The organism is Brucella sp. LJL56 (genome assembly GCF_054871705.1).
The window spans coordinates 1,198,661-1,222,320 of the sequence record NZ_JBTXLQ010000001.1 but is presented as its reverse complement, the minus strand read 5'-3'; the positions used below and the strand labels follow the sequence as shown (position 1 = coordinate 1,222,320).

Below are 23,660 nucleotides of genomic sequence, written 5' to 3'. Positions count from 1 at the left end.
CGCCTTTTTTCAGTGGGTTCCGACGGCCTTGCCGTAAATCCGCACCACGTTGCGGACGGCTTCCACCATCAAGGCATGCGGCGTCGCTTCAATCTGTCCCGAGGCGACTGCCGGATAAAGCGTGCCAAGATATTGGCTGATGAGCGTTTCCGGTATCTTGCGCCCTTCCAGACGCTTCAAAAGCGCATCGACAGCAGCGGTTGCCACCGGATGCGGCCAGTAATAGCGAATGCGGTCGCTATAGGAGAAATGGCGTTGCAGGCGCAGTTCCTCCGCATCGCCGTGGTAATATTTTTCCCAGTTCTTCGGTTCAGCCAGAAGCAGTGCTTCCATCTTGCCGCGCAGGGTTTCTTCTTCCGGCAGCTTGTCGAGGAAAGCTACAATCTGGTCGAGGCCATAGAGCGCCTCGCGCAGTGCGAAAGTCAGGCCGGGACCGACTTTCAAAATGGCGAAACCATCGCGTACCAGATCGGAAAGCGCTTCCACCGGCTGATAGTCGGTCGAATGCGCTTCAAAGACGAATTGCGGCATTTCGCCGAGAACGCCGCTGAGGGCCGTCGCCTTCTCGCTGTTGTAGAGCACGACATTCTCGTTGCCGAACTCGACGCCCGGCTGCACCACGACGCCGATGGCGCGGGCGAATGCATCTTCCAGCCCCAATGCCGCGAAAGCCTTGCGGTGAATAGCGACGGTTTCAACTGCCGCGCCCGGCTTGGTCAGCTCCAGCTCTTCGATTTCTTCCATCGCCCCGCCGGGGATAGGTACTTCGGTGCCGATGATATAGACCGGCAGGTCGTATCCGGCTTCACGGGCCGCCGTTTCGGAAACCTTGGCCAGACGCGCAGCGCGCTCGGCGGTGACAGCATCGGGCAGCGCAACCGGCTCGCCAGCACAGCCCATCGAGGTGTCGAGATGGATCTTGGTGAAGCCTGCGCGCACGAAGGCATCGATCATGACATCCGACTTCAGCAAGGCTTCTTCGGCAGGCAGGTGCTTCCACGGGTTCGGGCCGAGATGGTCGCCGCCCAGAATGAGCCGCCTGGTGTCAAAGCCGACGCGGGCGGCGATGTCTTCAACGAAGCGGCGGAAGTCGGCAGGCGTCATGCCGGTATAGCCGCCATCCTGATTGACCTGATTGCAGGTGGCCTCGATCAGAACGTCCGTATTGGTCGCAACGCCTTCGAGGAGGGCGGCTTCGATCACCAGAGGATGCGCGGAGCAGATCGACGTGATGCCGCCGCGAACTCCACTGGCGTAACGTGCGGGAAGTGCGCTCAGAACTTTCGTGCTGCTCATGCTGGAACTCCGTTTTTCTGAAGGAAGGCTTCGATTTCGGCCATGGTCGAGGTGCCTTCCATCGGTCCTTTGACACCGACAGCGCGTGCGCCGGTGGCATTGGCGATGAGGAGGGCTTCCTTGGGTGCCATGTCACGCAACCAGCAGGTGACGAATGCGGCGCCAAAACTGTCGCCCGCGCCGGTTGGGTCGATTTCCTCCACCTTGAAAGCAGGCGCAAAAACTTCGCCGGACTGGTCGAAATAGCTTGCGCCTTCCGCGCCGCGCTTGACCACAACAGCCTTGATGCCGCGCGCCAGCAGTTCTTCCACGGCCGACTTTTCCTCTGTCGCCTTGGTGAAGAGAAGGATTTCCGGGCCGCTCGGCATGAACAGGTCGGTGTTTTCCAGCGCATGGAAAAGCGCCTGGCGCATGCCCGGTAATTCCAGCATTTCCTTGCGGATATTGGGGTCGAAGGACACGGTGCCGCCCTTCGCCTTGATGCGGATCGTCGCCTCGTGGATTGCCGAAACAATGCCTTCGGAAAACAGGGCGGAGCCCATGATATGCAGGTGATCGGCGGTCTCGATAAGCTTTTCGGCTTCCGGTGTCAGGCCGATGGCGCTGCATGCGCTGTGCTTGATGTTGAAGATGAAATCGCGATTGCCATCCGGGCGATAACGCACGAAGGCGCTGCCGGTGGCGGCTGTCGGATGCACGCCGATCGCCGATACATCCACGCCGTCTTTTTGCAGGCGTTCGACATTGAGCGCCCCGAAATCGTCATTGCCGACCGCGCTGACCATGCCGCAAGGCTGGCCCATTTTTGCGGCCTGATCGATGAAGATGGCGGGTGCGCCGGAGGCGAACGGACCGATCAACGGGATGGCGGACTTGAAACCGTTGCCGGTTTCCACGGCCATGATCTCGACGACGATCTCGCCGATGGTGATGATCTTTTTCATAAGGTGCACCGCGATTACGTACGCATGGACTTGGAGCGCACGTCGAGCCAGACGGCGACCAGAATGACCACGCCCTTGACGATGAGCTGATAGAAATAAGGCACCGACAGCATGTTCATGCCGTTGTTAATGACGCCGATGATGAGCGCGCCGAGAATGGTGCCGACCATGGTGCCGACGCCGCCGGCAAGCGAGGTGCCGCCAAGCACGACTGCCGCAATGGCGTCGAGTTCGTAGCCCATGCCTGCATTGGTCTGCGCCGAGGAAAGGCGTGATGAAAGCAGAATGCCGCTGATCGCCGCCATGACGCCAGAAAGCATGAAGACGATGATCTTGATGCGGTCGACGCGGATTCCCGAATAGATCGCTGCTTCCTTGTTGCCGCCCGACAGATAGATGCGGCGACCGAAAACGGTCTTCGACAGCAGGATATAGTTGAAGATGAACAGGACACCAACAATCCAGATGATGATCGGCAGGCCGAGCCAGTTTTCCGAGCCGATGGCAAGCCAGGTATCGTTCTCGATGATTTCCGGCGCGCCATTGGTCGGAAGGCTAACCATCCCGCGATAAATGCCCATCGTCGCAACCGTCACGATGAAGGAGGGCAGCATCAGTTTGGCGGAAAGCACGCCGTTCAATCCGCCCATGATGGCACCCGCCGCAAGGGTGAAAACGACGGTCGGCACGAAACCGAAGCCCATGGCGAAAGCCTGCGCCGCCACCATGCCGGAAACCGCAATGATGGAGCCTATGGAAAGATCGATTTCACCGAGCAAGATCACATAGGTCATGCCATAGGCGGCAACGGCGATCACCGCCACCTGCTGCATGATGTTCATGAAGTTGTTGAAAGCGAGAAAGCGCGGGTTCAGAACCGCGAAAACGACGCACAGCACTGCGAGCGAAATGATGATGCCGCCATACTGACGGACCAGTGGTGAACTGAAAAGCGAACGGCGCACTTCGGCGTCCACGGCTTTCTTCTGAATATCTGTGTTGCTCATTGATGCATTCCTGCTGCGTAGCTCATGACGGTTTCGGGCGTGAGGCTATCGGCATCGACAATGGCAGCAACATGCTTGTTATGCATGATCGCCACGCGGTCGCTCAGGCCCAGCACTTCCGGCAGTTCGGAGGAAACCATCAGGATCGCCGCGCCATTGGCGGCAAGTTCACGGATGATGCGATAGATTTCGAATTTTGCGCCGACATCGACACCGCGCGTCGGCTCATCGAGAATGAGGATGCGCGGCTTTGTTTGCAGCCACTTTGCCAGCACGATCTTCTGCTGGTTGCCGCCGCTCAGCGATCCGGCAACCGTGTCGATGGATGCTGTCTTGATGGCAAGACGCAACACTTCCGTTTTGGCGGCAGAGCGTTCCGCTCTGGAACGCATGAGGCCGAAAGTTCCTGCAAGCTGGCCGAGCGCCACCATGTTGATATTGCGTTCAACGCTATGCGGAAGAACGAGGCCTTCTTCCTTGCGGTTCTCGGTCACAAAAGCAATGCCGTTGCGAATGGCATCGGTCGGTGAGGAGAGGGTGATGATCTCTCCGTCGAGCCTGATTTCCCCGGTGGGCCGCAGCATACCGAACAATGCCTTCATCACGTCCGAACGGCCAGAACCGACCAACCCGAAAAGCCCCAGAACTTCGCCGGGTTTCACGTCGATGGAAACATCGCTGAATTTGCCCGCAACCGAGAGGTTCTTCGTTTCAAGTATGGGCGGCACGCTTGCCGATGGTCTCGGCGCTTCGCGCGGCGGATAGATGTCGTTCATCTCACGGCCGACCATCAGGGCGATCAGTCGCTCGATCGTGGTCTCACTCTTCTCGGTGGTCGTTACATATTCGCCATCGCGAACGACCGTAATGTCGTCGGAAAGCCGCATGATTTCTTCCATGCGATGCGAAATATAAATAACGGCTGTGCCCCTGGCTTTCAGGCGCTCAATGATCGAAAAGAGGATTTCCGCTTCGCTGTCGGAAAGCGATGAGGTCGGCTCATCCAGAATGACGACGTCAGCAGGCTGGCTCAATCCCTTGGCAATTTCGACGAGCTGGCGCTGGGCAATCGACAGGTCGCCAACCTTTGCACGCGCATCGACGGGCAGACCAAGCTCATTGATAAGCTTGTCGGCAGCGGCGTTCAGTTCGCGCTCCCGCACAAAACCGAAGCGGCTTGGCTCATGATTGGCGAAAATGTTTTCGGCCACGCTGAGATTGCGCGACAGGCTCAGTTCCTGAAAAACAATGGCAATGCCATGCGCACGAGCGTCGCGCGGGTCTTTGGGCGCATACGATGCACCTTTGAGCAGAATGGTGCCGGAGGTCGGCTTGAAAACGCCAGCCAGAATCTTCATCAGCGTGGATTTGCCCGCGCCGTTCTCACCGAGCAGCGTATGCACGCGGCCCCGTCGAACGGTCAGGTTCATGCGCTTCAGCGCGATGACCGGGCCAAAAGATTTTGCGACATCGCGGATTTCCAGGACCGTATCCGCTACCGTGTTCTGTTCGGATTTGGTGGCTGTCACTTTGGGGCCTCCACTCTCCATTTGCTGCAGCCTGCCATGAACCGGATGCGACCGGGGCCACATTAGCTTGCTGTCTAAAGGGATGCGGCGGCGGCAAGGCGCGTGGTGTTCGCCGGGCCGCCGCACGCAGAAAAGAAACAGCGACTGGGAGGAGTGTCGCTGTTTCACGCGGTCTTACTTGGTTTCGCCGTCCTTCGTGACAACGCCCGGAACGATCGGCTGCTTGGCAGGCACTTCCTCGCCCTTGATGACCTTGGCAGCAGTTTCAACTGCAACCTTGCCCATCTGGTCTGGATACTGTGCGATAACGCCGACCATGACCGGATCGTTTTTCACGGCGTTGCGGGCTTCTTCCATGCCGTCGAAGCCGATCACCTTGACTTGGCTTTCAAGCTTGGCCGACTTGACAGCCGAGGCAGCGGCAAGTGCTGCATCATCACCGAAACCGAAGATGCCGACGATATCAGGATTGGCCTGAAGGATATTCTGTGCAGCCGAAAGCGCTTCCGGACGGGTGATGCCCGGCTGGATCGCCACGATCTTGACGTCCGGATATTTGGCGATGCCCTTCTTGAAGCCTTCAACGCGGTCGACGACCGACTGAACGGTCGGGTAGTCGATAATCGCGACATTGCCCTTTTCACCGATGGACTTCGCCATCAGTTCGGCAGCCTTTTCGCCACCTGCGAAGTTGTCCGTGCCGACGAAGGAAGTCACATCGACATTGTTAGCCGGAACATCGACCGTGATGACCTTGATACCGGCCTTTTCAGCCTTGTTGATGGCCGAGCGAACCCCCTTGCTGTCAACCGGCGAGATGATGATGACGTCGACGCCCTTGGTGATGAAATCCTCGACGTCGGCGAGCTGCTTGCTCAGGTCCTGATTGGCGATGGAGACTTCCAGCGGCACATTCTCTGCCTGCGCTTCCTTCTTCATCGCGTCTGCGAGCGAGATATAGAACGGATGCTGCTGGGTCAGAAGCGATGCGCCGATGCCTTCGGCAGATGCAGCACCTGCCATCATTGCCAGAGCTACGCTGGAAAAGAGAATACGGCTGAGCGATTTGCGAAACATGATTTCCTCCGAATGACCGGCGCTCGCCGGGACGTCCTTCTATGGGACATGAACAATGGTTTTCCTGCTGGTTCATCAGTCGTCGCCAACTTCAAACCTCCCGAAGGGCAGGGCCTTCAGCCCATGATTGAGCTCCCCTAGACATGCTAGAGCTTGTTCAGTGTGTCAATATAAAATTTTTCACGTGTAAAAATTATAACGATTGAATTTGAGCGCGCCACACGGGCGTGAGCCGCAGAAAGGAAGTGAAGGCGTGGGCTACAGATCGCTGGCGTGTTGAAATTTGTTGCTTCTGATCGGAAATAAATTTACGCATGGAAAGAAAAGTGGGTGGCGCCGGAAAATCGCTTCGATACCCCAATGGGAAAAGCAGGGCATGACCGAACACAAGATCAGGACGATGGAAGAGTTCGCCGCAGCAAGCGGATTGTCCCGACCTACGGTCTCGAAATATTTCGACAATCCTGAAAGCGTAAAGCCTTCCACGCGGGCTCGTATCGAAAAGGCGCTGAAAGACTATAATTATCAGCCCAACATTTTTGCTGTGAGTCTCAATCGCAAGAAGCCGAAGAACATCGGCGTCATTGTTCCGCACATTTCTGATCCATTTTATGCGGAGATCATCCGCCAGATCGAAATGCGTTGTCTGGCGGAGGGCTACTGGACCATCGTGCTGTCATCTCATGGTGACAGAAAACTCGAAGCGCGAGCGATGCGCACGTTGATGTCTCTCAAGATTGCGGGTGTTCTGATGGCTCCGCTCGGTTTCGATACCGATGAGAAGCTTCTTTCCAGTCTGTCGAACTCGACACCTGCGGTCTTCCTGGACAGTCGCATCAGCGATGACCAACCGTTCGTCGGTACGGATAATCGCCAGAGTATAGGGAATATCACTGAATATCTTTATCGAACGGGGGAACATCCCTGCTTTCTGGAAATGCCTGTTGTGAACCAGAATGCAGTGGAACGACGCTCAGCCTATATCGAAACCATGGAAAGGCTTGGCGTTGAACCGATCGTCCTTCCCATAGCTGCGAAGAACTGGAATTTCGAGGAACTGGGCTATCAGGAGGCGGGCCGGATTTTTGATCGTGGCGGTTTTCCGACGCGCACGGTTCTATGTGCCAATGACCGTCTGGCCTTTGGCGTTATTTCCGCGGCATTCGAACGCAAGCTGCGGGTCGGACGCGAGGAAGGTTGCGATTTGCGTGTTGCCGGTCACGACGACCATCCGCTCAGCCGCTTCACCTGTCCTGCACTGACCACCGTTGCGCAGGATTACCGGCAGATTGCCCAGCTCGGTCTCGACATGCTTTTTTCCCGTATCAATGGCCGAGAAAGCACCTTGTCCGGCCAGTCCGAAATTCGCCATCTGGGTAGTCAGCTTTTCATGCGAAGTTCGGCATGATGCCGCCGAATAGCCACAATATACATGATTTCAACACACGTTCGCCGTAATTGACGGGCGAAAATCGGCCTGTTCTCGTATCGTTTTAAGTCTGTTAAGCGCAAAAACCGCCTTGCCCTCGTTCTGCCTTGATTAAGGATGGGCATTTCTCTTTCGATCTGTCCGGCGAAAGAAACACTCTGCCGCCGTCTAGATTTTTTCCGTGACCGCCTATGTCAACCATTAGGCAGCATATGATCGGTTCTGACGGACGTGTCCGAAAGAATGGTGACACGGCCTGAAAGGGGACATCGTCGTGCTTATCTGGTTGACATCCATCGTACTCCTCCTGATCGGGCTCGCGCTTGGTGCGGGAGGCATCTGGCTCGCCGCACTGGGCGGCAGCTGGTACTATATTCTGGCGGCGATCGGCTTTCTGCTGACCGCCGTTTTGCTTTTCCGGCGTAGTGCCGCTGCGCTATGGGTCTACGCTCTTGTCATTCTCGGATCGCTCGGTTGGGCCGTTTATGAAGTCGGCTTCGATTGGTGGCAGCTTGGCGCACGCGGCGGCGTCATCGTTCTGCTCGGCTTCTGGATGCTGACGCCCTGGATCAGGAAACCGCTGAACAATGGGGCAGGCGATAGCGGTCTGCCGCTGGCGGCAGCCTCGGTGATCGCGGTTGTGGTTGCAGGCTATGCGATAACGCAGGATAGCTACAACATTGCCGGAGACCTGCCGACTGAGAAGGTGGCTGCAACGCCCGATCTTGGCGGCAACGTGCCCGACGGCGAGTGGCATCAATATGGGCGCACGCCTTATGGCCAGCGCTATTCGCCGCTGGCTGAGATCACGCCGGAAAATGTCTCCAAGCTTCAGGTCGCCTGGCAATATCAGACGGGCGATGTGAAGCAGCCGCAGGATGTGGGCGAAACGACCTATCAGGTGACGCCACTCAAGATCGGCGATTCCCTTTATCTCTGCACGCCGCATAACTGGGCCATTGCGCTTGATGCGGCCACCGGCAAGGAAAAGTGGAAATTCGACCCCAAGGTCGGCTTCAATACTGACCGTCAGCATCAGACCTGTCGCGGGGTGAGTTACTGGAAGGATGCGTCGGCAAGCGCAGGAACGAAGTGCGCCGAGCGTGTCTACCTGCCGACATCCGACGCACGATTGATTGCACTGGATACGGCCACCGGAGAAATCTGCACGGATTTCGCCAATGGCGGTACGCTCGATCTCAGCCATGGCATGAAATACAATCCGGCAGGGTATTATTACTCCACGTCACCGCCTGTCGTCGTTGGCGACAAGATCATCGTTGGCGGCGCCGTCAATGACAACTACTCGACGGAAGAACAGTCGGGCGTCATCCGCGCATTCGATATCCGCACCGGTCAACTGCTGTGGAACTGGGATTCGGGCAATCCGGATGTAACCACGCCGCTGCCGGAGGGCGAACATTATACGACCAACTCCCCCAATAGCTGGTCCGTTTCCAGCGTCGATGAGAAGCTCGGACTGATCTTTGTGCCGCTTGGCAACAAGGTGCCTGACCAGCTTGGTATGGACCGTAGCGAGAATGTGGAGAAGTTTTCTTCATCAATCGTTGCTCTCGACGTAAATACCGGACAGCTTCGCTGGGTGCGCCAGACTGTTCACCATGATCTATGGGATATGGACGTTCCAGCCCAGCCGGTCCTGTTGGAAATCAACGGGGTTCCGGCACTTGTCGGCCCGACGAAACAAGGCGATCTCTACGTTCTGGATCGGCGAACCGGCGAGCCGATCACTCCGGTCAGGGAAATTCCTGCTCCGACAGGTGCAATTCCTGAGGACCATACGGCCCCCACTCAGCCGATCTCCGATCTTACTTTCAGTCCGCCGCCCTTGCGTGAAAGCGACATGTGGGGCGTGACCATGTTCGACCAGCTTGCCTGTCGTATCAAGTTCCACCAGCTCTTCTATGAGGGGCGCTATACGCCGCCATCGCTGCGCGGAACCATTGTCTATCCGGGCAATTTCGGTGTGTTCAACTGGGGCAGCGTGGCGGTCGATCCGGTACGGCAAGTCATGTTCGGCATGCCGACCTATCTGGCCTTCACCTCGCGTCTGGTGCCGCGCGCGGATATTCCGCCTCGCGGTCAGGATGAAAAGGGCAGCGAACAGGGGCTGAACCGCAACGACGGCGCGCCCTATGGTGTCTTCATGGGACCGTTCCTCGGTCCGCTCGGCATTCCTTGTCAGACACCGCCATGGGGTTATGTGGCGGGGGTTGACTTGCGCACCGGCAAGATTGCCTACAAGTATCGGAATGGAACGATCCGCGATATGTCACCGGTTCCACTTCCGCTGAAGGTCGGCGTTCCGGGCATTGGCGGACCGATGATCACGGCAGGCGGCGTTGCTTTCCTGGGTGCAGCCGTGGATGACTATCTGCGTGCCTATGACCTGACTTCGGGCAAGCAGCTCTGGGAAGCACGGCTTCCTGCTGGCGGCCAGTCAACGCCGATGAGCTATACGGTCGGCGATCAGCAGTTCGTTTTGATGGTTGCCGGTGGACATGGTTCTGTCGGTACCAAGCCCGGCGATTACGTGATCGCCTATACTCTGCCGAAAGGCTGAGTCGGTGATATGAAAGAAAAACGCCGGGAGTGATCCCGGCGTTTTATTTGCAGACGTCAAATTTTACCGTGCAGCAATTCACCTTTGCGCGGAGCCGGACGTTTGCGGCTTTCCACGCTGTTTTCTGCGAGCTGGTGAATGATCGGGCAATCGGGGCGGTTGTCCCCGTGGCAGTTTTTCGCGAGGTAGCGCAGCGTATCAGCCATTTCCTGAAGCTGGCGCATCTTGGCTTCCAGCTCCTCGACATGCCCAAGCGCCACCTTCTTGACATCAGCCGATGCGCGGTTGCGGTCGCGCCAGAGCGTCAGGAGTTCCTTGATCTGTTCAACCTGAAAACCGAGATCGCGGCTGCGGCGGATGAAGCGCAGGGTCTCGACATCTTTCTGCGTATAGACACGATAGCCCGAACCGGTTCTCTCGGCAGCTTCAATCAGTCCGATTGTTTCATAATGGCGGATCATCTTCGCCGATATGCCAGATGCTGCGGCTGCCTGCCCGATGTTCATCCCGTTCCTCGCTGGCTAGTCGTTTGCAAGGATATAGGAATGCGGTGGCGTCTTTCAAAGGCCCCGCCCGGAACGTTTCAGGAGATAACGCTCAATTGCCTGAAACCCATCGAAGATGAGTATGGCAAGTGCGGCCACGACGAGCCCTCCCTGCAAAACGAAGGCAAGATTGTTGGAAATGAGCCCGGCTATGATGACTTCTCCAAGCGTTCTGGCAGCGACAGTCGAGCCGATGGTGGCCGTTGCAAGGCCAATCACGGCAGAAAGCCTGATACCCGCCAAAATGACCGGCATAGCGAGCGGAACTTCGACTTTGACAAGTCGTTGCGCGCTGGTCATCCCCATGCCGCGCGCCGCTTCGACAACCGGAGGCGGCAAAGTCGTTAGTCCTGTCAGCGTATTTTCAAAAATCGGAAGCAGGCCATAGAGGAAGAGGGCAATCAGGGTCGGCTTGTCTCCAAAACCGAAGACGGGCACCGCCAGTGCCAGCACCGCAACAGGAGGAAAGGTTTGGCCGATATTCACAAGGCTGCGTGAGAGCGGCAGAAACTCTGCCCCTTGCTTTCTGGTAACAAAGATCGCCATCGAGACGGCTACAATCGTGGATGCAAGTGTTGCCAGAGCAACCAGACCGAGATGCTGCAAGGTCAGCGTCACAAAGTTGGCGCGATCATAAATGACCGGGACGCCCTCATCGATGAGCGGTCGAAACACCGGCTCGAAAAGATGGGGCCACCACAGGAACAGCAGCAGAACGCCCAGAAGCAACGCACGTGGAACAAGGGACAGGAACAATTTCATGCCTGATGCTCTGCTGGGCGCTCTGCCTGATGCAGAAGCCTGTCGAGCGTGACTTGTCCAAGTGGTCTGCCATCATGGTCAAGAACGGGAAGGGCCTTTCGTCCTGACCACAGAAGCTCGGCAAGGGCATCACGTTGCGACGCCGTTACCGGCATTGTTGCACCGCCCGCATCACCGGGCTGGAGCACGGTTTTCAGGTCCATCAGAGAGAGGAGACGGAAGGGCCGTTCGCCTGTCCCGACAAGGCGCTCAACGAAATCGGTCGCCGGGCGGGCGAGAATTTCTGCCGGTGGGCCATATTGCAGCAGTTTTCCGTCATCCATGACGGCGATGCGATCCCCCAGCGATATCGCCTCCTCCATGTCGTGCGTGACAAGGATAATGGTTGTGCCGAGCCGCTTCTGGATCGCCTTCAGATCTTCCTGCGCCTTGGCCCGGATAACCGGATCGAGCGCCCCGAATGGCTCGTCCATGAGCAGGATGTTCGGCCCGGCAGCGAGTGCGCGTGCCACACCGACGCGCTGCTGTTGCCCTCCAGAAAGTTCATGCGGATAGCGGTCGCGATAGTCTGCTGGTTCAAGCTGGAAGAGGTCAAGCAGTTCATCCACGCGAGCATCGATGCGCTGTTTCTGCCATCCAAGCAGAAGGGGAACCGTCGCAATATTCTCCGCGACAGTGCGATGCGGAAACAGTCCGTTCTGCTGGATGACGTAGCCGATCTGCCGGCGCAGAACATGACCGGGCTCATCCATGATGCTGCGGCCGTCGATAAGGATTTCTCCATCAGTCGGCTCGACCAGACGATTGACCATCCGCAGGAGGGTGGTCTTGCCGGAACCGGACGTCCCGACAATCGCAGCAATACTGTGAGGTTCGATGGTGAAGCTCACCGCGTCCACAGCCGCGCGTCCGTTATAGCGCTTTGTGATATGGTCGAACTCGATCATAGGGAGCTGCCTTTTTCGGTGATTTGTATCGCGGCATCGAGAATGACGGCGGCTGCAAAGGCGAGGAGAACGGTAGGCAAGGCGCCCAGCAGAACAAGATCCATCGCCGTTTGCCCGATACCCTGAAAGACGAATGTCCCGAAGCCGCCGCCGCCAATCAATGCCGCGATGGTCGTCAGGCCAATATTCTGCACCATGACGATGCGTATGCCGGTGAGAATGACCGGGAAAGCCAGTGGAAACTCAGTCTTGAAGAGGCGTTGCAGACGCGTCATGCCCATGCCACGGGCTGCATCCGTCACCGGTTCCGGCACCTGTGCCAGCCCTGCGACGGTATTTGCCACGATTGGCAGCAGCGAATAGAGGAAAAGCGCGACGAAGGCAGGTGCGGCACCGATACCGCGAATACCAAGCGCTCCTGCCCAGGGGAATTGCGTGGCGACCCAGCCGAGTGGCGCAATCAAAATACCGAACAGGGCCATTGATGGAATGGTCTGCACGATATTGAGGCTGTTCAGCACGAAAGCGCGCAGTTTCGGCAGACGATGGCAAATGAGCCCGAGCGGAATACCCACTGCCGTAGCCGCTACAAGCGATCCCAATGCCAGCGTTATATGCCGTTCTGCTTCGTTCCAGAAGCTGTCCGCGCGGCTTCGATATTCCTTCATGAATGAAATGCTGTCCCAAAGCCCTGAAGAAAGCAGCGCGGCAAGCAGCAATCCCGCAATGACCAGCAGTCCGATGCGTAAAAGCGGACCGGCACGCAACCGGACCAGCCCATCGGCAACATAAAGAGCGCTCGCGAAGAACAGCAGCCAGAAGCCGGAAGCTGGAGAGACGCGCGCATAATTGTTTCCTTCGGGCGACAGGTATGACGCGGCCAGACCGATTGCCACCATGACGGATGCGAGGCAGAACAGAGCCGCGAATAGCCGCAACAAGCTGCGACTATGGATAATGCCGATCAGCAGCCCCAATGCGACGACAACTGCGAGCGACAGCGCCAATTCGGTCGGCAGTGCATCAAAAAGATAACGCGGCTCGCCTTGAACGATGCGGTTTGCCCGAAAGTTTGCAAATGGCAGAAGCAATCCCGACAAGCCGATTGCCGCAATGACCAATCCGAGCTTGTCGACATATGCAAACAGGCCCTTCGTGCCATTTGCCTGCATCGTCTGGTGTGTTGCACTCATGCCCGGCAATTATCCGTTATCGCGCTCTCTACTTCAGAAATCCGTTGGCTTTAAGAAAATCCTCGGCGACCGCCTTTGCCGGTTCGCCGCCAAGCTGCACGCGACCGTTGAGTTCCTGAAGGGTGGTCAGGTCAAGTTTTTCGAAAACCGGCTTCAGCAGTTCCTCGATTTTCGGATTCTTCTTCAAGACTTCCTCACGGATGATCGGGGCGGGCTGGTAGACCGGCTGCACATGCTTGTCGTCTTCAAGAACCACAAGCCCGGAAGGCGCGATGCCGCCATCGGTGCCATAGACCATGGCCGCGTTGGCACCGTTGGTCTGGTTGGCCGCAGCAGCGATGGTCGCGGCCGTGTCGCCACCTGAAAGCGTGATGAGCTGATCGGGTTTCAGGGTAAAGCTATAGGCGGTCTGGAACGCTGGCAGGGCCGCTGCCGAGTTCACGAATTCCGACGATGCCGCCAGAATGACCTTCCCGCCGCCTGAAATGTACTTTCCGAATTCGCTCAGGTTCGTGAGCTTGTTTTCATCGGCGACATCCTTGCGCACCGCAATGCCCCAGGTGTTGTTTGCCGGTGATGGCGCCAGCCAGACGATCTTGTTGGCATCGTAATCGAGCTGCTTTGCAGTCTCATAAGCTTTGGCGGGGTCTTTCCAGAGCGGATCGTCCGCCTTGTTGAAGAAGAAGGCGGCATTGCCGGTATATTCGGGATAGATGTCGATTTCGCCGGCGGTGATCGCCTTGCGAACAACCGGCGTGGCGCCGAGCTGAATACGATCGGTCGTCTGGATACCATTCGCATTGAGAATGGCCAGAATGATGTTGCCGAGGACGCCGCCTTCCGTGTCGATCTTGGAAGACACGACCACCTGTGCCTGCGCGAGGCTGGAAAACTGAATTGCGCCCGCAAAGAGGGCAAGTGCGACAGCACTTCCCTTGAATAGATTTCCGTACGACATGCTTTTCATCCCATCGCGCTGGTTGTTCCTTGTGAAGGTAAACTATAGCGTGGGCGGGAAAAGGAAACCGCCGTTCGACACCCCTCCTGACAGAAGGCTGGCAGGAGGGGTGATGTCAGAAGGCTGGATCAGGCAGCAAAATCGTTTTGCGTGCCGTGTGCCTCGATGGCCTGTGCAAGACGCTGCAGCGCATGGACATAAGCTGCCGAGCGAACTGTTACTTTGTGCTGCTTGGCATGGTTCCAGATGGCGCGGCCTTCACGTTCCATGATGGTCTTCAGGCGCTCATGGATTTCTTCAAGCGTCCAGTAATAGCCCTGACGGTTCTGCACCCATTCGAAATAGGAAACCGTCACGCCACCGGCATTGGCCAGAATGTCCGGCAAAACGACGACGCCCTTTTCCTCCAGGATCTTGTCGGCTTCCGGTGTGACAGGACCATTGGCCAATTCGACAATCAGCTTTGCCTTGATGGATGCCGCATTGTCTGCGTGGATCATGTTTTCCATGGCGCTTGGCACGAGAACATCGCATTCGGCTGCAACCAGCTCATCCGGCGTGATGGCTTCATGGCCGTTCTGGCCAGCGGTTGAAACAACGGACTTGTTCTGTGCCTTTGCTTCGAGAAGCGCATCAAGATCAAGGCCGTTGGCGCAATAAACAGCACCGGCCGAATCCGATACGGCGACGATCTTGTGACCATCGCTTGCCATCAGCTTGGCGATGAACTGACCGGCATTGCCGAAACCCTGAACCGTGACGCGAAGCTGCGAAGCAAGGCCCAGATCGTGCGACAAATGACGCACCAGATAAAAGCCGCCGCGTGCGGTTGCATCATTGCGTCCGAGCGAACCGCCAAGCGCCAGCGGCTTGCCGGTGATGACGGCAGGCGAGGACTGTCCGACAATCTGGGAATATTCGTCTGCCATCCAGCCCATAATCATGGAATTGGTGTAGACATCGGGTGCCGGAATGTCGCGATCCGGCCCGATAATGCCGGAGAAAGCCTGGATGTAGGCGCGCGAAAGGCGCTCAAGCTCAGCCTTGGAGAGCTGGCGCGGATCGACCTGGATCGCACCCTTGCCGCCGCCATAAGGCAGGTTCATGACCGCGCATTTGAAAGTCATCCAGAAGGCCAGCGTCTCGACTTCTTCCGCAGTCGATTCCGGGTGATAGCGGATGCCGCCCTTCGTCGGGCCGCGCGTATCGTCATAACGGCAGCGCCATGCAAGAAAGGATTTGCGCGAGCCGTCATCCATACGAATCATCAGACGCACTTTCATGGTCTCACGCGCATATTTCAGCTTCTCGATGACATCCGCATCGATGTTGATGTGGCTTGCCGCTTCGTCCAGACGAACGAGTGCGCTTTCGAGTAGATTCTCCTTAGTCACGGAATCACCTTTCTTGCGTTTCTTTTATTTTGGGCGCGATTTTACGAAAGAATGCCTAGACCTTTGCGCAATAAAAGAAAAGAGAAAAGGACAATAATGTTGTCCTATTTTACAGGGGCGATTTTTGAAACTGCTTTACCGTCAGGTTGCAGACGCGCGCACAATTGCATGGGCGGACGAGATGTCGCGAAATGGTGGGCATGTCGTATTTGTGGCGTCTTTTGACGCAAGCCTGCTGTCGGGTTTGAAACGGAAACAATAGAAATATCATCAAAGGCTTCGCTTGCGCCGACATGGCGCTTGCAGTCGCGAAACTGGTGGTTGTCCATGTCCCGTTTTTCTGCAGCTTCTATTATTAAAAATGCGCTTTCCGGCAACAAGAACTGGAAGCCGCAATGGCCGAATGCCGAACCCAAGGCCGAATATGACGTAATCATCGTCGGCGCGGGCGGGCATGGTCTGGGTGCCGCCTATTATCTGGCCAAGGAACATGGCATCACCAATGTCGCGGTCATCGAAAAAGGCTGGCTTGGCGGCGGCAATACCGGGCGCAACACCACGATCATCCGCTCCAACTACCTCTATGATGAGAGCGCGCATCTTTACGAACATGCGATGAAGCTGTGGGAAGGTCTCAGCCAGGACCTCAACTACAATGTCATGTTCTCGCAGCGCGGCGTGATGATGCTGGCGCATACGGTGCATGATGTGCAGAGCTTCAAGCGTCACATCCATGCCAACCGTCTCAATGGCATCGACAATGAATGGCTGACCAGGGAGCAGGCGAAGGAATATTGCCCGCCGCTCGATATCTCGGCCAATGCCCGTTATCCGGTGGTGGGTGCCACCTTGCAGCGGCGCGGCGGCGTGGCCCGTCATGATGCGGTTGCATGGGGCTATGCACGCGGTGCGACGGAGCGCGGCGTTGATATCATCCAGAACTGTCCGGTAACGGCCATTCGTCGCGATGTATCGGGTCGCGTGACTGGCGTCGATACGCCACGCGGTTTCATCAAGGCGAAGAAGGTGGCGGTTTCCGCTGCTGGCAGCACATCCATTGTCATGGACACGGCAGGCGTTCGTATGCCGCTTGAAAGCTTCCCGCTACAGGCGCTTGTTTCCGAGCCGGTCAAGCCGATCTTCCCTTGCGTGGTCATGTCCAACACGGTTCACGCCTATATCAGCCAGTCCGACAAGGGCGAGCTGGTGATTGGTTCCGGTACGGACCAGTATGTGTCTTACAGCCAGCGCGGTGGTCTGCCGCTGATCGAGCATACGCTTGCGGCCATCTGCGAAGTCTTCCCGATCTTCACCCGTATGCGAATGCTGCGCAAATGGGGCGGTATTGTTGACGTCACCCCGGATCGCTCGCCGATTATCGGTAAGACGCCGGTGCCGGGCCTCTTTGTGAATTGCGGCTGGGGCACGGGCGGCTTCAAGGCGACGCCGGGTTCGGCGCATGTCTTCGCTCACACCATCGCGCGCGACGAGCCACACTGGATCAACGCGCCGTTCACGCTGGAACGCTTCACCACCGGTCGTCTGATCGACGAAGCGGCCGCCGCCGCTGTCGCGCACTAAAAGCATTTCCAGGAAAAGTGGAAACCGGTTTTCCGTTCGGAAATGCGTTGAAAAAATAAGAGAAACACAAATGCTTCTTATCCGTTGCCCTTATTGCGAGATGGAACGCCCAGAGCTTGAATTCGCCTATGCGGGCGAAGCGCATATTGCGCGTCCTGCCGACCCATCGACGCTTTCCGATGATGAATGGCGCGATTTCCTGTTCACGCGCTCCAATCCACGCGGCACACATTTTGAACGCTGGCGGCATATCAACGGCTGCGGTCGCTTCTTCAATGCGGTGCGCGATACGGTGAGCGACAAGTTCGTCACTACCTACAAGGCTGGTGAACCCCGTCCTGCTCTGGCAGAAACTCCGGCTGCGGAGACGAAATAATGACCGATATGCGCATTCATAACAAAGGCCGTGTCAACAAGGCCAAGTCCGTTCGCTTCACCTTAAACGGCAAGACCTATTCCGGCTTTGAAGGCGACACGCTGGCATCCGCCATGCTTGCCAATGGCGAACATCTGGCCGGTCGTTCATTCAAATATCACCGCCCGCGCGGCATTCTTTCTGCCGGTTCCGAAGAGCCGAATGCGCTGATGGGTGTCTCGCGTGGACCGGGCCGGTTTGAGCCGAATACCCGCGCCACGGTGCTGGAACTCTATGACGGACTGAAGGCCGAAACCCAGAACCATTGGCCGTCGCTGAAGCACGATGTCGGCGCGATCAATGATGCGTTCTACATGTTCTTCTCGGCAGGCTTTTACTACAAGACCTTCATGTGGCCGAAAAGCTTCTGGAACAAGGTCTATGAGCCTTTCATCCGTGGCGCTGCCGGTCTTGGCAAATCGCCTTCCGAACCGGACCCGGACACCTATGCCAGCCGCTATGCCTTCTGCGATGTGCTGATCGCCGGTGGTGGACCTGCCGGTCTGGCGGCTGCTTTAGAGGCCGCAAAAAGCGGTGCGAAGGTTATCCTCGTTGACGAACAGGCCGAATTTGGCGGCTCGCTTCTGTCGGAACCGGAGCCGGTCATCAATGGCCGCGCAAGCTGGGACTGGCTCAATGAAACCATAGAAGCGCTCAAGGCCAATCCGAATGTCACGCTTTTGTCGCGCACGACGGCCATCGGCTATTACCATCAAAACATGGTCGGCCTTTGCGAACGCCTGACCGATCATCAGGCAAAGCCTGCCGCCAATGCACCGCGTGAACGCATGTGGCGCGTGCGCGCAAAACAGGTGGTGCTGGCGCAGGGCGCGATTGAAAAGCCGCTGGTCTTTGCAGGCAATGATCGTCCCGGCGTGATGCTGGCATCGAGCGCACGCACCTATCTCAATCGCTATGGCGTCAAGGTCGGCAATCAGGCCGTCGTCATCACCTCGCATGACAGCGCATGGCTTGCGGCTTTCGATCTCGCTGTTGCAGGCGTCAAGGTTCCAGCCATCATCGATGTGCGTTCAAACGTTGCCGACAGCCTCGTCAACCGCGCCAAAATGCTCGGCATCGAAACGCTGACCGGCTGGACTGTGACGGATACCGGCGGACGCCATCGCGTGTCGTCGGTTCGCGCTAATCCGGTTTCTAACGGCTCGGTTGGTGCTGCGCGCACGATTGCCTGCGATGTGCTGCTGATGTCTGGCGGGTGGAATCCGAGCGTGCATCTGTTCTCGCACACAAAGGGCTCGCTCGTCTGGGATGAGGCGCGCCAAATCTATCTGCCGGGCGAACGCACCGAGGAAAGCCGCTGTGCCGGTGCAGGCAATGGCAATTTCGATTTGCAGGCTGCGTTGCACGAAGGCGCACAAGCGGGTGCTGCGGCAGCCAATGATGCTGGGCATAAGACCAAGGCATCTGAATATGCGGTGGCCGGTGATTTCATCTGCGATGGCATCAGTGTGCGCGAACTGCCAACCGATCGCGATCCGGGCAAGGCCAAGGCCTTCATCGATTTCCAGAACGATGTGACCGCCAAGGATATTCGTCTGGCGGTGCGCGAGGGTTTCCATTCCATCGAGCACGTCAAGCGCTATACCACCAATGGCATGGCAACCGATCAGGGTAAGACTTCCAACATCAACGGTCTGGCCGTCGCAGCCGACGCGCTCAAGCGTCCCACACCGCAGGTTGGTCTCACCACTTTCCGCCCGCCTTATACGCCGACAACCTTTGGTGCTTTCTGCGGTTACAATCGCGGTAAGCTATTCGACGTGACGCGCAAGACGCCAATTGATAGCTGGGCCGAACAGCATGGTGCTGCTTTCGAGCCGGTCTCGCTTTGGCGTCGCGCATGGTACTTCCCGAAAGCGGGCGAAGACATGCATCAGGCCGTGGCGCGTGAATGCAAGGCGACCCGCCAGTCGCTCGGCATGTTCGACGCTTCCACCCTTGGCAAGATCGAAGTGGTCGGCCCGGATGCAGCGGAGTTCATGAACCGCATGTACACCAATCCATGGACGAAGCTTGGTGTCGGGCGCTGCCGTTATGGTCTGTTGCTTGGTGAAGATGGCTTTATCCGCGATGACGGTGTTGTTGGACGTCTGACACAGGATCGCTTCCATGTGACGACCACAACCGGCGGTGCCGCGCGTGTTCTCAATATGATGGAAGACTATCTCCAGACCGAATGGCCGGAGCTGAAAGTCTCTTTGACCTCGACCACCGAACAGTGGGCAGTGGTTGCAATCAATGGCCCGAATGCGCGCAAGCTCATCGAGCCAATGGTTGAAGGTCTGGATATTTCGGACGAAGCCTTCCCGCATATGTCGGTGGCGGAATGCACATTCCTTGGTGTGCCAGCGCGTCTGTTCCGCATGAGCTTCACCGGCGAACTGGGCTATGAAATCAACGTGCCTGCGCGGTATGGCCTGTCACTCTGGAAGGCGCTTTATGAGGCCGGCCAGCAATATGACATCACGCCTTACGGCACCGAAACCATGCACGTTCTGCGCGCTGAAAAGGGCTATATCATTGTCGGTCAGGACACTGACGGCACAATTACGCCGGATGATGCAAGCCTAGGCTGGGCTGTCGGCAAGCAGAAGCCGGATTTCGTTGGCAAGCGTTCGCTGGCGCGTCCGGACATGCTGAAATCAGATCGCAAGCATCTCGTGGGTCTGTTGACCAACGATCCGAAGCTGGTGCTGGAAGAAGGTGCGCAGATTGTTGCCGATCCAAAGCAGGCGCTGCCGATGACTATGCTCGGCCATGTCACCTCGTCCTATTGGAGCGAGGCGATGGGCCGGTCTATCGCCATGGCCGTGGTATCAGGCGGCAAGGATCGTATGGGCGAAACGCTTTATATGCCGATGCCGGATGGTACAGTACATGAAGCGGTTGTTTCGGGCATGGTCTTCTATGATCCCGAAGGCAAGAAACTGAACGGATAAGGATTGAACCATGCTTGTTGAAACCAAACCTTATTCGAACCGCAAGGTCGTCATTCCCGGTCGTCTGGAAATCCATGCCGCCGATGACGCCGCCCGCTTCATCCTGCGCATTGCTCCGGCAAAACTTGGCCAGGCTGAAAAGGCACTGGGCGCAAAAATCCCGGCCAAGATCGGTGGTCTTACGCGCAGTGGCGATATTGCTGTCGCCTGCATCGGACCGGATGAATGGTATATCTGGGCCGAGGAAACCAAGGGCGCAGCTATCGTGCAGGCCTTTGCCAAGTTTTATGAAACCGAGCCTCATAGCCTCACTGAGGTTAGTCATCGCGAAACCGGCATCGATATTTCCGGTCCCCAGGCCGAATGGCTGTTGAATGCCGCTTCCCCGCTTGACCTTTCGCAGATGAAGGCTCCGGGTGCTGCCCGCACGATCTTCGATCATGCCCAGATCATTCTGTTGAAGTGGGATGCCGATCACTACCGGATCGAAGTGTGGAACTCATTCGCGGATCACGTCTGGACCTTGCTGGAACTGGCCAGCAACGAGGTCTAACACAATCCAATTCATCAAATCGGGCCCATTCATCAAATCGGGACTGAAAACGCCGCCCAACCGGGCGGCGTTTTTGCATTCTAAGCCCAATTTCAGTCTTGCCTTCCATAAATCCATATGTGAATACTATATTCACATAAGAAATTCATGAGGAGGGAATTTCCCGATGTCGGAAAGCGAACTGCCGCTGAGCGGGCTTGTTGTTGTCGATATGAGCCAGTTTCTGTCGGGGCCTTATTGCTCGTTGCGTCTGATGGATCTGGGCGCACGCGTGATAAAGATTGAACGGCCCGATGGCGGCGATCTCTCGCGCAGGCTTTATCTGAGCGACACGGAGATTGGCGGTGATTCCACGATTTTTCATGCCATCAATCGCGGCAAGGACAGCCTTGCGATTGACCTCAAAAATCCTGATGATCTGGCTGCTTTGAAAAAGCTTCTCACACAGGCCGATGTGCTGATCCAGAACTTCCGTCCCGGTGTCATCAAGCGTCTTGGTCTTGATTATGAGGCAGCCAAAGAAATCAATCCGCGTCTCGTCTATGCATCGATCAGCGGCTATGGCGCAGAGGGGCCGTGGGTCGGGCGTCCGGGACAGGATTTGCTGGCGCAGGCGCGTTCGGGCCTCATGTGGCTCAATGGGGATGAAGGACAGGGGCCCGTGCCTTTCGGTCTGGCGGTTGCCGATATGCTGGCAGGGGCTGCGGCCGCACAGGGAATTCTCGCAGCGCTGGTTCGCCGGGGTGTGACGGGCAAGGGTGCGCATGTCGAAACCAGCCTTCTCGAAGCGCTGGTTGATTTCCAGTTTGAAGTGCTGACAACCCACCTGAACGACGGTCGTCGCCTGCCAAAACGCTCCGATTTCCGCAGCGCCCACGCCTATCTTGCAGCGCCCTATGGCGTCTATCCGGCTGCGGACGGTTATCTTGCCATCGCCATGATGCCGATTGCGAAACTGGCGCCACTGTTGGAGGCGGATACGCTCATCCCGTTTGCCGATGATCCCAAGAGCGCTTTTGCCAAACGTGATGACATCAAGCGCCTGATCGCTGATCGCATTGCCGAGAAGACCGTCGATGAATGGCTCGCCATTCTGGAACCGGCTGATATTTGGTGCGCCCGCGTTCTCAACTGGGAAGAACTGCTTGCAAGCGAAGGTTTCTCCGTTCTCGACATGCTCCAGACGGTAACGCGCGAAGATGATGTTTCCATCACCACGACACGTTCCCCGCTGCGCATCAATGGACAGCGCCCGAAGGTGGCACGCGCCGCGCCGCGCATTGGCGAGAGTAGCCAGCAGATTCGCGAGGAGTTCGGGCTATGAGCACGATCAAGCTCAAAGGCATGACCTGGAGCCACCCGCGCGGCTACGATCCGATGGTTGCGGGTGCCGAACAATGGCTTGCGGACAAAGGCGTTGAAATCGAGTGGGAAAAGCGGTCGCTACAGGACTTCGAGACCTTTCCGGTCGAGGAACTGGCACGCAATTTCGATATGATCGTGATCGACCATCCGCATGTGGGCCAGATCACCAAGGAAGGCTGTCTGCTGCCGCTTGATGTGCCGGGTCGCGAAGCCGAACTGAAAGCGCTGGCCGATGGTTCGGTCGGTCAATCCTTCCCGAGCTATAACTGGCAGGGGCGGCAATGGGCATTTCCGCTGGATGCGGCCACGCAGGTTCAGGCGTGGCGTCCCGATCTCATGGACAAACCAGCCATCTCATGGGGCGAGGTGCTGCGTCTTGCCCGCGCCGGGAAAGTTCTGCTGCCACTGCGCTCGCCGCACTCGCTGATGTGCTTTTATACACTCGTTGCCAATGCCGGAACGCCTTGCGCGGTTGAAGGCGAGCTGATCTCTGTTGAGGATGGCTCACAAGCTTTCGAGCAACTGCGCGAGATCGCTTCGCTGGTAAAGCCGGAATGCTTCGGCATGGATCCGATTGCCGTGTTCGAGGAAATGGCAAAGCCAGATTCGGATATTGCCTGCTCACCGCTGATCTACGGCTATGTGAATTACGCCATGCCGGGTTTCCGCGACCGCCTGATCCGCTTTGCCGATATTCCAGCGGGCGCGGCGGGTGTTGCAGGATCGGCTCTGGGCGGGACTGGTATTGCAGTTTCAGCCTTCAGCAAGCATCCGGAAGCCGCTATCGACTTTGCCTATTGGGTGGCGAGCGGTGACGTGCAGAAGGGGCTTTATGCGGCTTCCAACGGTCAGCCGGGACATGCGACAGCCTGGGAAGATGACACTGTGAATGCGGCGACGTCCGACTTCTATCGCGACACGCGCGCGACGCTGGAAGGTGCATGGGTGCGTCCGCGTCACGATGGCTATATGCCGTTTCAGGAAGCGGCCTCCGAGCGCATCAACAAGGGCTTGCTGGACAATGAGAAGGCGGAAGATGTCGTTGTCGATCTCAACCGGCTTTTCCGCGAAAGCTTCTGATTTATACGGAAAGGCTGGCGGCTTACCGCCAGCCTGATCAA

20 protein-coding genes are annotated in these 23,660 nt (G+C 57.4%); 8 read left to right on the top strand and 12 right to left on the bottom strand.

What is annotated here, in order from left to right:
• Window positions 1-9 precede the first annotated feature (9 nt).
• The 5 genes from ACYSN1_RS05940 to ACYSN1_RS05920 form a co-directional block, all read right to left on the bottom strand.
• Window positions 10-1,296, bottom strand: a complete 1,287-nt coding sequence (locus ACYSN1_RS05940; RefSeq protein WP_461724811.1) for a D-tagatose-bisphosphate aldolase, class II, non-catalytic subunit — start codon at window positions 1,294-1,296, stop codon at window positions 10-12.
• Window positions 1,293-2,240, bottom strand: a complete 948-nt coding sequence (locus ACYSN1_RS05935; protein WP_461724810.1) for a tagatose kinase — start codon at window positions 2,238-2,240, stop codon at window positions 1,293-1,295. The genes ACYSN1_RS05940 and ACYSN1_RS05935 overlap by 4 nt, the downstream gene beginning before the upstream one ends.
• Before the next feature lie 14 nt (window positions 2,241-2,254).
• The gene (locus ACYSN1_RS05930; protein WP_461724809.1) at window positions 2,255-3,247 is read right to left on the bottom strand and encodes an ABC transporter permease; all 993 of its coding nucleotides are present in this window, start codon (window positions 3,245-3,247) and stop codon (window positions 2,255-2,257) included.
• Entirely contained in the window at window positions 3,244-4,797 is a 1,554-nt protein-coding gene (locus ACYSN1_RS05925; RefSeq protein ID WP_461724808.1) for a sugar ABC transporter ATP-binding protein, read from the bottom strand. Before ACYSN1_RS05925 ends, ACYSN1_RS05930 begins: the two co-directional genes overlap by 4 nt.
• A gap of 153 nt (window positions 4,798-4,950) precedes the next feature.
• Window positions 4,951-5,802: a substrate-binding domain-containing protein gene (locus ACYSN1_RS05920; RefSeq protein ID WP_461725287.1), complete on the bottom strand. Its 852-nt coding sequence runs from the start codon at window positions 5,800-5,802 to the stop codon at window positions 4,951-4,953.
• Window positions 5,803-6,229: 427 nt separating this feature from the next.
• Here ACYSN1_RS05920 and ACYSN1_RS05915 point away from each other — a divergent pair, with 427 nt between their 5' ends.
• Together ACYSN1_RS05915 and ACYSN1_RS05910 are read left to right on the top strand one after the other, a co-directional pair.
• Window positions 6,230-7,261: a LacI family DNA-binding transcriptional regulator gene (locus ACYSN1_RS05915; protein ID WP_461724807.1), complete on the top strand. Its 1,032-nt coding sequence runs from the start codon at window positions 6,230-6,232 to the stop codon at window positions 7,259-7,261.
• 295 nt (window positions 7,262-7,556) lie between these two features.
• The gene (locus tag ACYSN1_RS05910) at window positions 7,557-9,866 is read left to right on the top strand and encodes a glucose/quinate/shikimate family membrane-bound PQQ-dependent dehydrogenase (protein WP_461724806.1); all 2,310 of its coding nucleotides are present in this window, start codon (window positions 7,557-7,559) and stop codon (window positions 9,864-9,866) included.
• Window positions 9,867-9,922: 56 nt separating this feature from the next.
• Here the strand turns inward: ACYSN1_RS05910 and cueR are convergent, their stop codons facing one another.
• The 7 genes from cueR to ACYSN1_RS05875 all read right to left on the bottom strand — a co-directional run bounded on the left by cueR (window position 9,923) and on the right by ACYSN1_RS05875 (window position 15,994).
• Window positions 9,923-10,372 (bottom strand): Cu(I)-responsive transcriptional regulator, encoded by a 450-nt coding sequence (gene cueR, locus ACYSN1_RS05905; RefSeq protein WP_010658066.1) that lies wholly within the window; start codon window positions 10,370-10,372, stop codon window positions 9,923-9,925.
• Window positions 10,373-10,426: 54 nt separating this feature from the next.
• Entirely contained in the window at window positions 10,427-11,173 is a 747-nt protein-coding gene (locus ACYSN1_RS05900; protein ID WP_461724805.1) for an ABC transporter permease, read from the bottom strand.
• Entirely contained in the window at window positions 11,170-12,120 is a 951-nt protein-coding gene (locus tag ACYSN1_RS05895; RefSeq protein ID WP_461724804.1) for an ABC transporter ATP-binding protein, read from the bottom strand. The genes ACYSN1_RS05900 and ACYSN1_RS05895 overlap by 4 nt, the downstream gene beginning before the upstream one ends.
• Window positions 12,117-13,313, bottom strand: a complete 1,197-nt coding sequence (locus ACYSN1_RS05890) for an ABC transporter permease (RefSeq protein WP_461724803.1) — start codon at window positions 13,311-13,313, stop codon at window positions 12,117-12,119. The genes ACYSN1_RS05895 and ACYSN1_RS05890 overlap by 4 nt, the downstream gene beginning before the upstream one ends.
• A gap of 28 nt (window positions 13,314-13,341) precedes the next feature.
• Window positions 13,342-14,271: a glycine betaine ABC transporter substrate-binding protein OsmF gene (gene osmF / locus ACYSN1_RS05885; RefSeq protein ID WP_461724802.1), complete on the bottom strand. Its 930-nt coding sequence runs from the start codon at window positions 14,269-14,271 to the stop codon at window positions 13,342-13,344.
• A gap of 128 nt (window positions 14,272-14,399) precedes the next feature.
• Complete coding sequence (locus ACYSN1_RS05880; protein ID WP_461724801.1) at window positions 14,400-15,665, bottom strand: Glu/Leu/Phe/Val family dehydrogenase; 1,266 nt, start codon at window positions 15,663-15,665, stop codon at window positions 14,400-14,402.
• Between the two features lie 104 nt (window positions 15,666-15,769).
• The gene (locus ACYSN1_RS05875) at window positions 15,770-15,994 is read right to left on the bottom strand and encodes a hypothetical protein (protein WP_181394217.1); all 225 of its coding nucleotides are present in this window, start codon (window positions 15,992-15,994) and stop codon (window positions 15,770-15,772) included.
• Between ACYSN1_RS05875 and ACYSN1_RS05870 the strand changes: the two genes are divergently transcribed.
• The 6 genes from ACYSN1_RS05870 to ACYSN1_RS05845 all read left to right on the top strand — a co-directional run bounded on the left by ACYSN1_RS05870 (window position 15,993) and on the right by ACYSN1_RS05845 (window position 23,619).
• Window positions 15,993-17,246 carry a sarcosine oxidase subunit beta family protein gene (locus tag ACYSN1_RS05870; RefSeq protein ID WP_461724800.1) on the top strand — a complete coding sequence of 418 codons (1,254 nt, stop codon included), beginning with the start codon at window positions 15,993-15,995 and terminating at the stop codon, window positions 17,244-17,246. The two genes, ACYSN1_RS05875 and ACYSN1_RS05870, sit on opposite strands and share 2 nt — an antisense overlap.
• A gap of 70 nt (window positions 17,247-17,316) precedes the next feature.
• Window positions 17,317-17,622, top strand: a complete 306-nt coding sequence (locus ACYSN1_RS05865) for a sarcosine oxidase subunit delta (protein ID WP_313827857.1) — start codon at window positions 17,317-17,319, stop codon at window positions 17,620-17,622.
• Window positions 17,622-20,621, top strand: coding sequence for a sarcosine oxidase subunit alpha (locus ACYSN1_RS05860; protein WP_461724799.1), 3,000 nt, complete (start codon window positions 17,622-17,624; stop codon window positions 20,619-20,621). Before ACYSN1_RS05865 ends, ACYSN1_RS05860 begins: the two co-directional genes overlap by 1 nt.
• A gap of 10 nt (window positions 20,622-20,631) precedes the next feature.
• Window positions 20,632-21,174, top strand: a complete 543-nt coding sequence (locus ACYSN1_RS05855) for a sarcosine oxidase subunit gamma (protein WP_461724798.1) — start codon at window positions 20,632-20,634, stop codon at window positions 21,172-21,174.
• Window positions 21,175-21,340: 166 nt separating this feature from the next.
• The gene (locus ACYSN1_RS05850; RefSeq protein WP_461724797.1) at window positions 21,341-22,498 is read left to right on the top strand and encodes a CaiB/BaiF CoA transferase family protein; all 1,158 of its coding nucleotides are present in this window, start codon (window positions 21,341-21,343) and stop codon (window positions 22,496-22,498) included.
• Window positions 22,495-23,619, top strand: coding sequence for an extracellular solute-binding protein (locus ACYSN1_RS05845; protein WP_461724796.1), 1,125 nt, complete (start codon window positions 22,495-22,497; stop codon window positions 23,617-23,619). The genes ACYSN1_RS05850 and ACYSN1_RS05845 overlap by 4 nt, the downstream gene beginning before the upstream one ends.
• Window positions 23,620-23,660 lie beyond the last annotated feature (41 nt).

Bases quoted from the DNA above. Each gene is read 5' to 3' on its own strand.
- ACYSN1_RS05940 (WP_461724811.1), bottom strand. From the start codon at position 1,296: ATGAGCAGCACGAAAGTTCTGAGCGCACTTCCCGCACGTTACGCCAGT.
- ACYSN1_RS05935 (WP_461724810.1), bottom strand. From the start codon at position 2,240: ATGAAAAAGATCATCACCATCGGCGAGATCGTCGTCGAGATCATGGCC.
- ACYSN1_RS05930 (WP_461724809.1), bottom strand. From the start codon at position 3,247: ATGAGCAACACAGATATTCAGAAGAAAGCCGTGGACGCCGAAGTGCGC.
- ACYSN1_RS05925 (WP_461724808.1), bottom strand. From the start codon at position 4,797: ATGGAGAGTGGAGGCCCCAAAGTGACAGCCACCAAATCCGAACAGAAC.
- ACYSN1_RS05920 (WP_461725287.1), bottom strand. From the start codon at position 5,802: ATGATGGCAGGTGCTGCATCTGCCGAAGGCATCGGCGCATCGCTTCTG.
- ACYSN1_RS05915 (WP_461724807.1), top strand. From the start codon at position 6,230: ATGACCGAACACAAGATCAGGACGATGGAAGAGTTCGCCGCAGCAAGC.
- cueR (WP_010658066.1), bottom strand. From the start codon at position 10,372: ATGAACATCGGGCAGGCAGCCGCAGCATCTGGCATATCGGCGAAGATG.
- ACYSN1_RS05900 (WP_461724805.1), bottom strand. From the start codon at position 11,173: ATGAAATTGTTCCTGTCCCTTGTTCCACGTGCGTTGCTTCTGGGCGTT.
- ACYSN1_RS05895 (WP_461724804.1), bottom strand. From the start codon at position 12,120: ATGATCGAGTTCGACCATATCACAAAGCGCTATAACGGACGCGCGGCT.
- ACYSN1_RS05890 (WP_461724803.1), bottom strand. From the start codon at position 13,313: ATGAGTGCAACACACCAGACGATGCAGGCAAATGGCACGAAGGGCCTG.
- osmF (WP_461724802.1), bottom strand. From the start codon at position 14,271: ATGTCGTACGGAAATCTATTCAAGGGAAGTGCTGTCGCACTTGCCCTC.
- ACYSN1_RS05870 (WP_461724800.1), top strand. From the start codon at position 15,993: ATGTCCCGTTTTTCTGCAGCTTCTATTATTAAAAATGCGCTTTCCGGC.
- ACYSN1_RS05875 (WP_181394217.1), bottom strand. From the start codon at position 15,994: ATGGACAACCACCAGTTTCGCGACTGCAAGCGCCATGTCGGCGCAAGC.
- ACYSN1_RS05865 (WP_313827857.1), top strand. From the start codon at position 17,317: ATGCTTCTTATCCGTTGCCCTTATTGCGAGATGGAACGCCCAGAGCTT.
- ACYSN1_RS05860 (WP_461724799.1), top strand. From the start codon at position 17,622: ATGACCGATATGCGCATTCATAACAAAGGCCGTGTCAACAAGGCCAAG.
- ACYSN1_RS05855 (WP_461724798.1), top strand. From the start codon at position 20,632: ATGCTTGTTGAAACCAAACCTTATTCGAACCGCAAGGTCGTCATTCCC.
- ACYSN1_RS05850 (WP_461724797.1), top strand. From the start codon at position 21,341: ATGTCGGAAAGCGAACTGCCGCTGAGCGGGCTTGTTGTTGTCGATATG.
- ACYSN1_RS05845 (WP_461724796.1), top strand. From the start codon at position 22,495: ATGAGCACGATCAAGCTCAAAGGCATGACCTGGAGCCACCCGCGCGGC.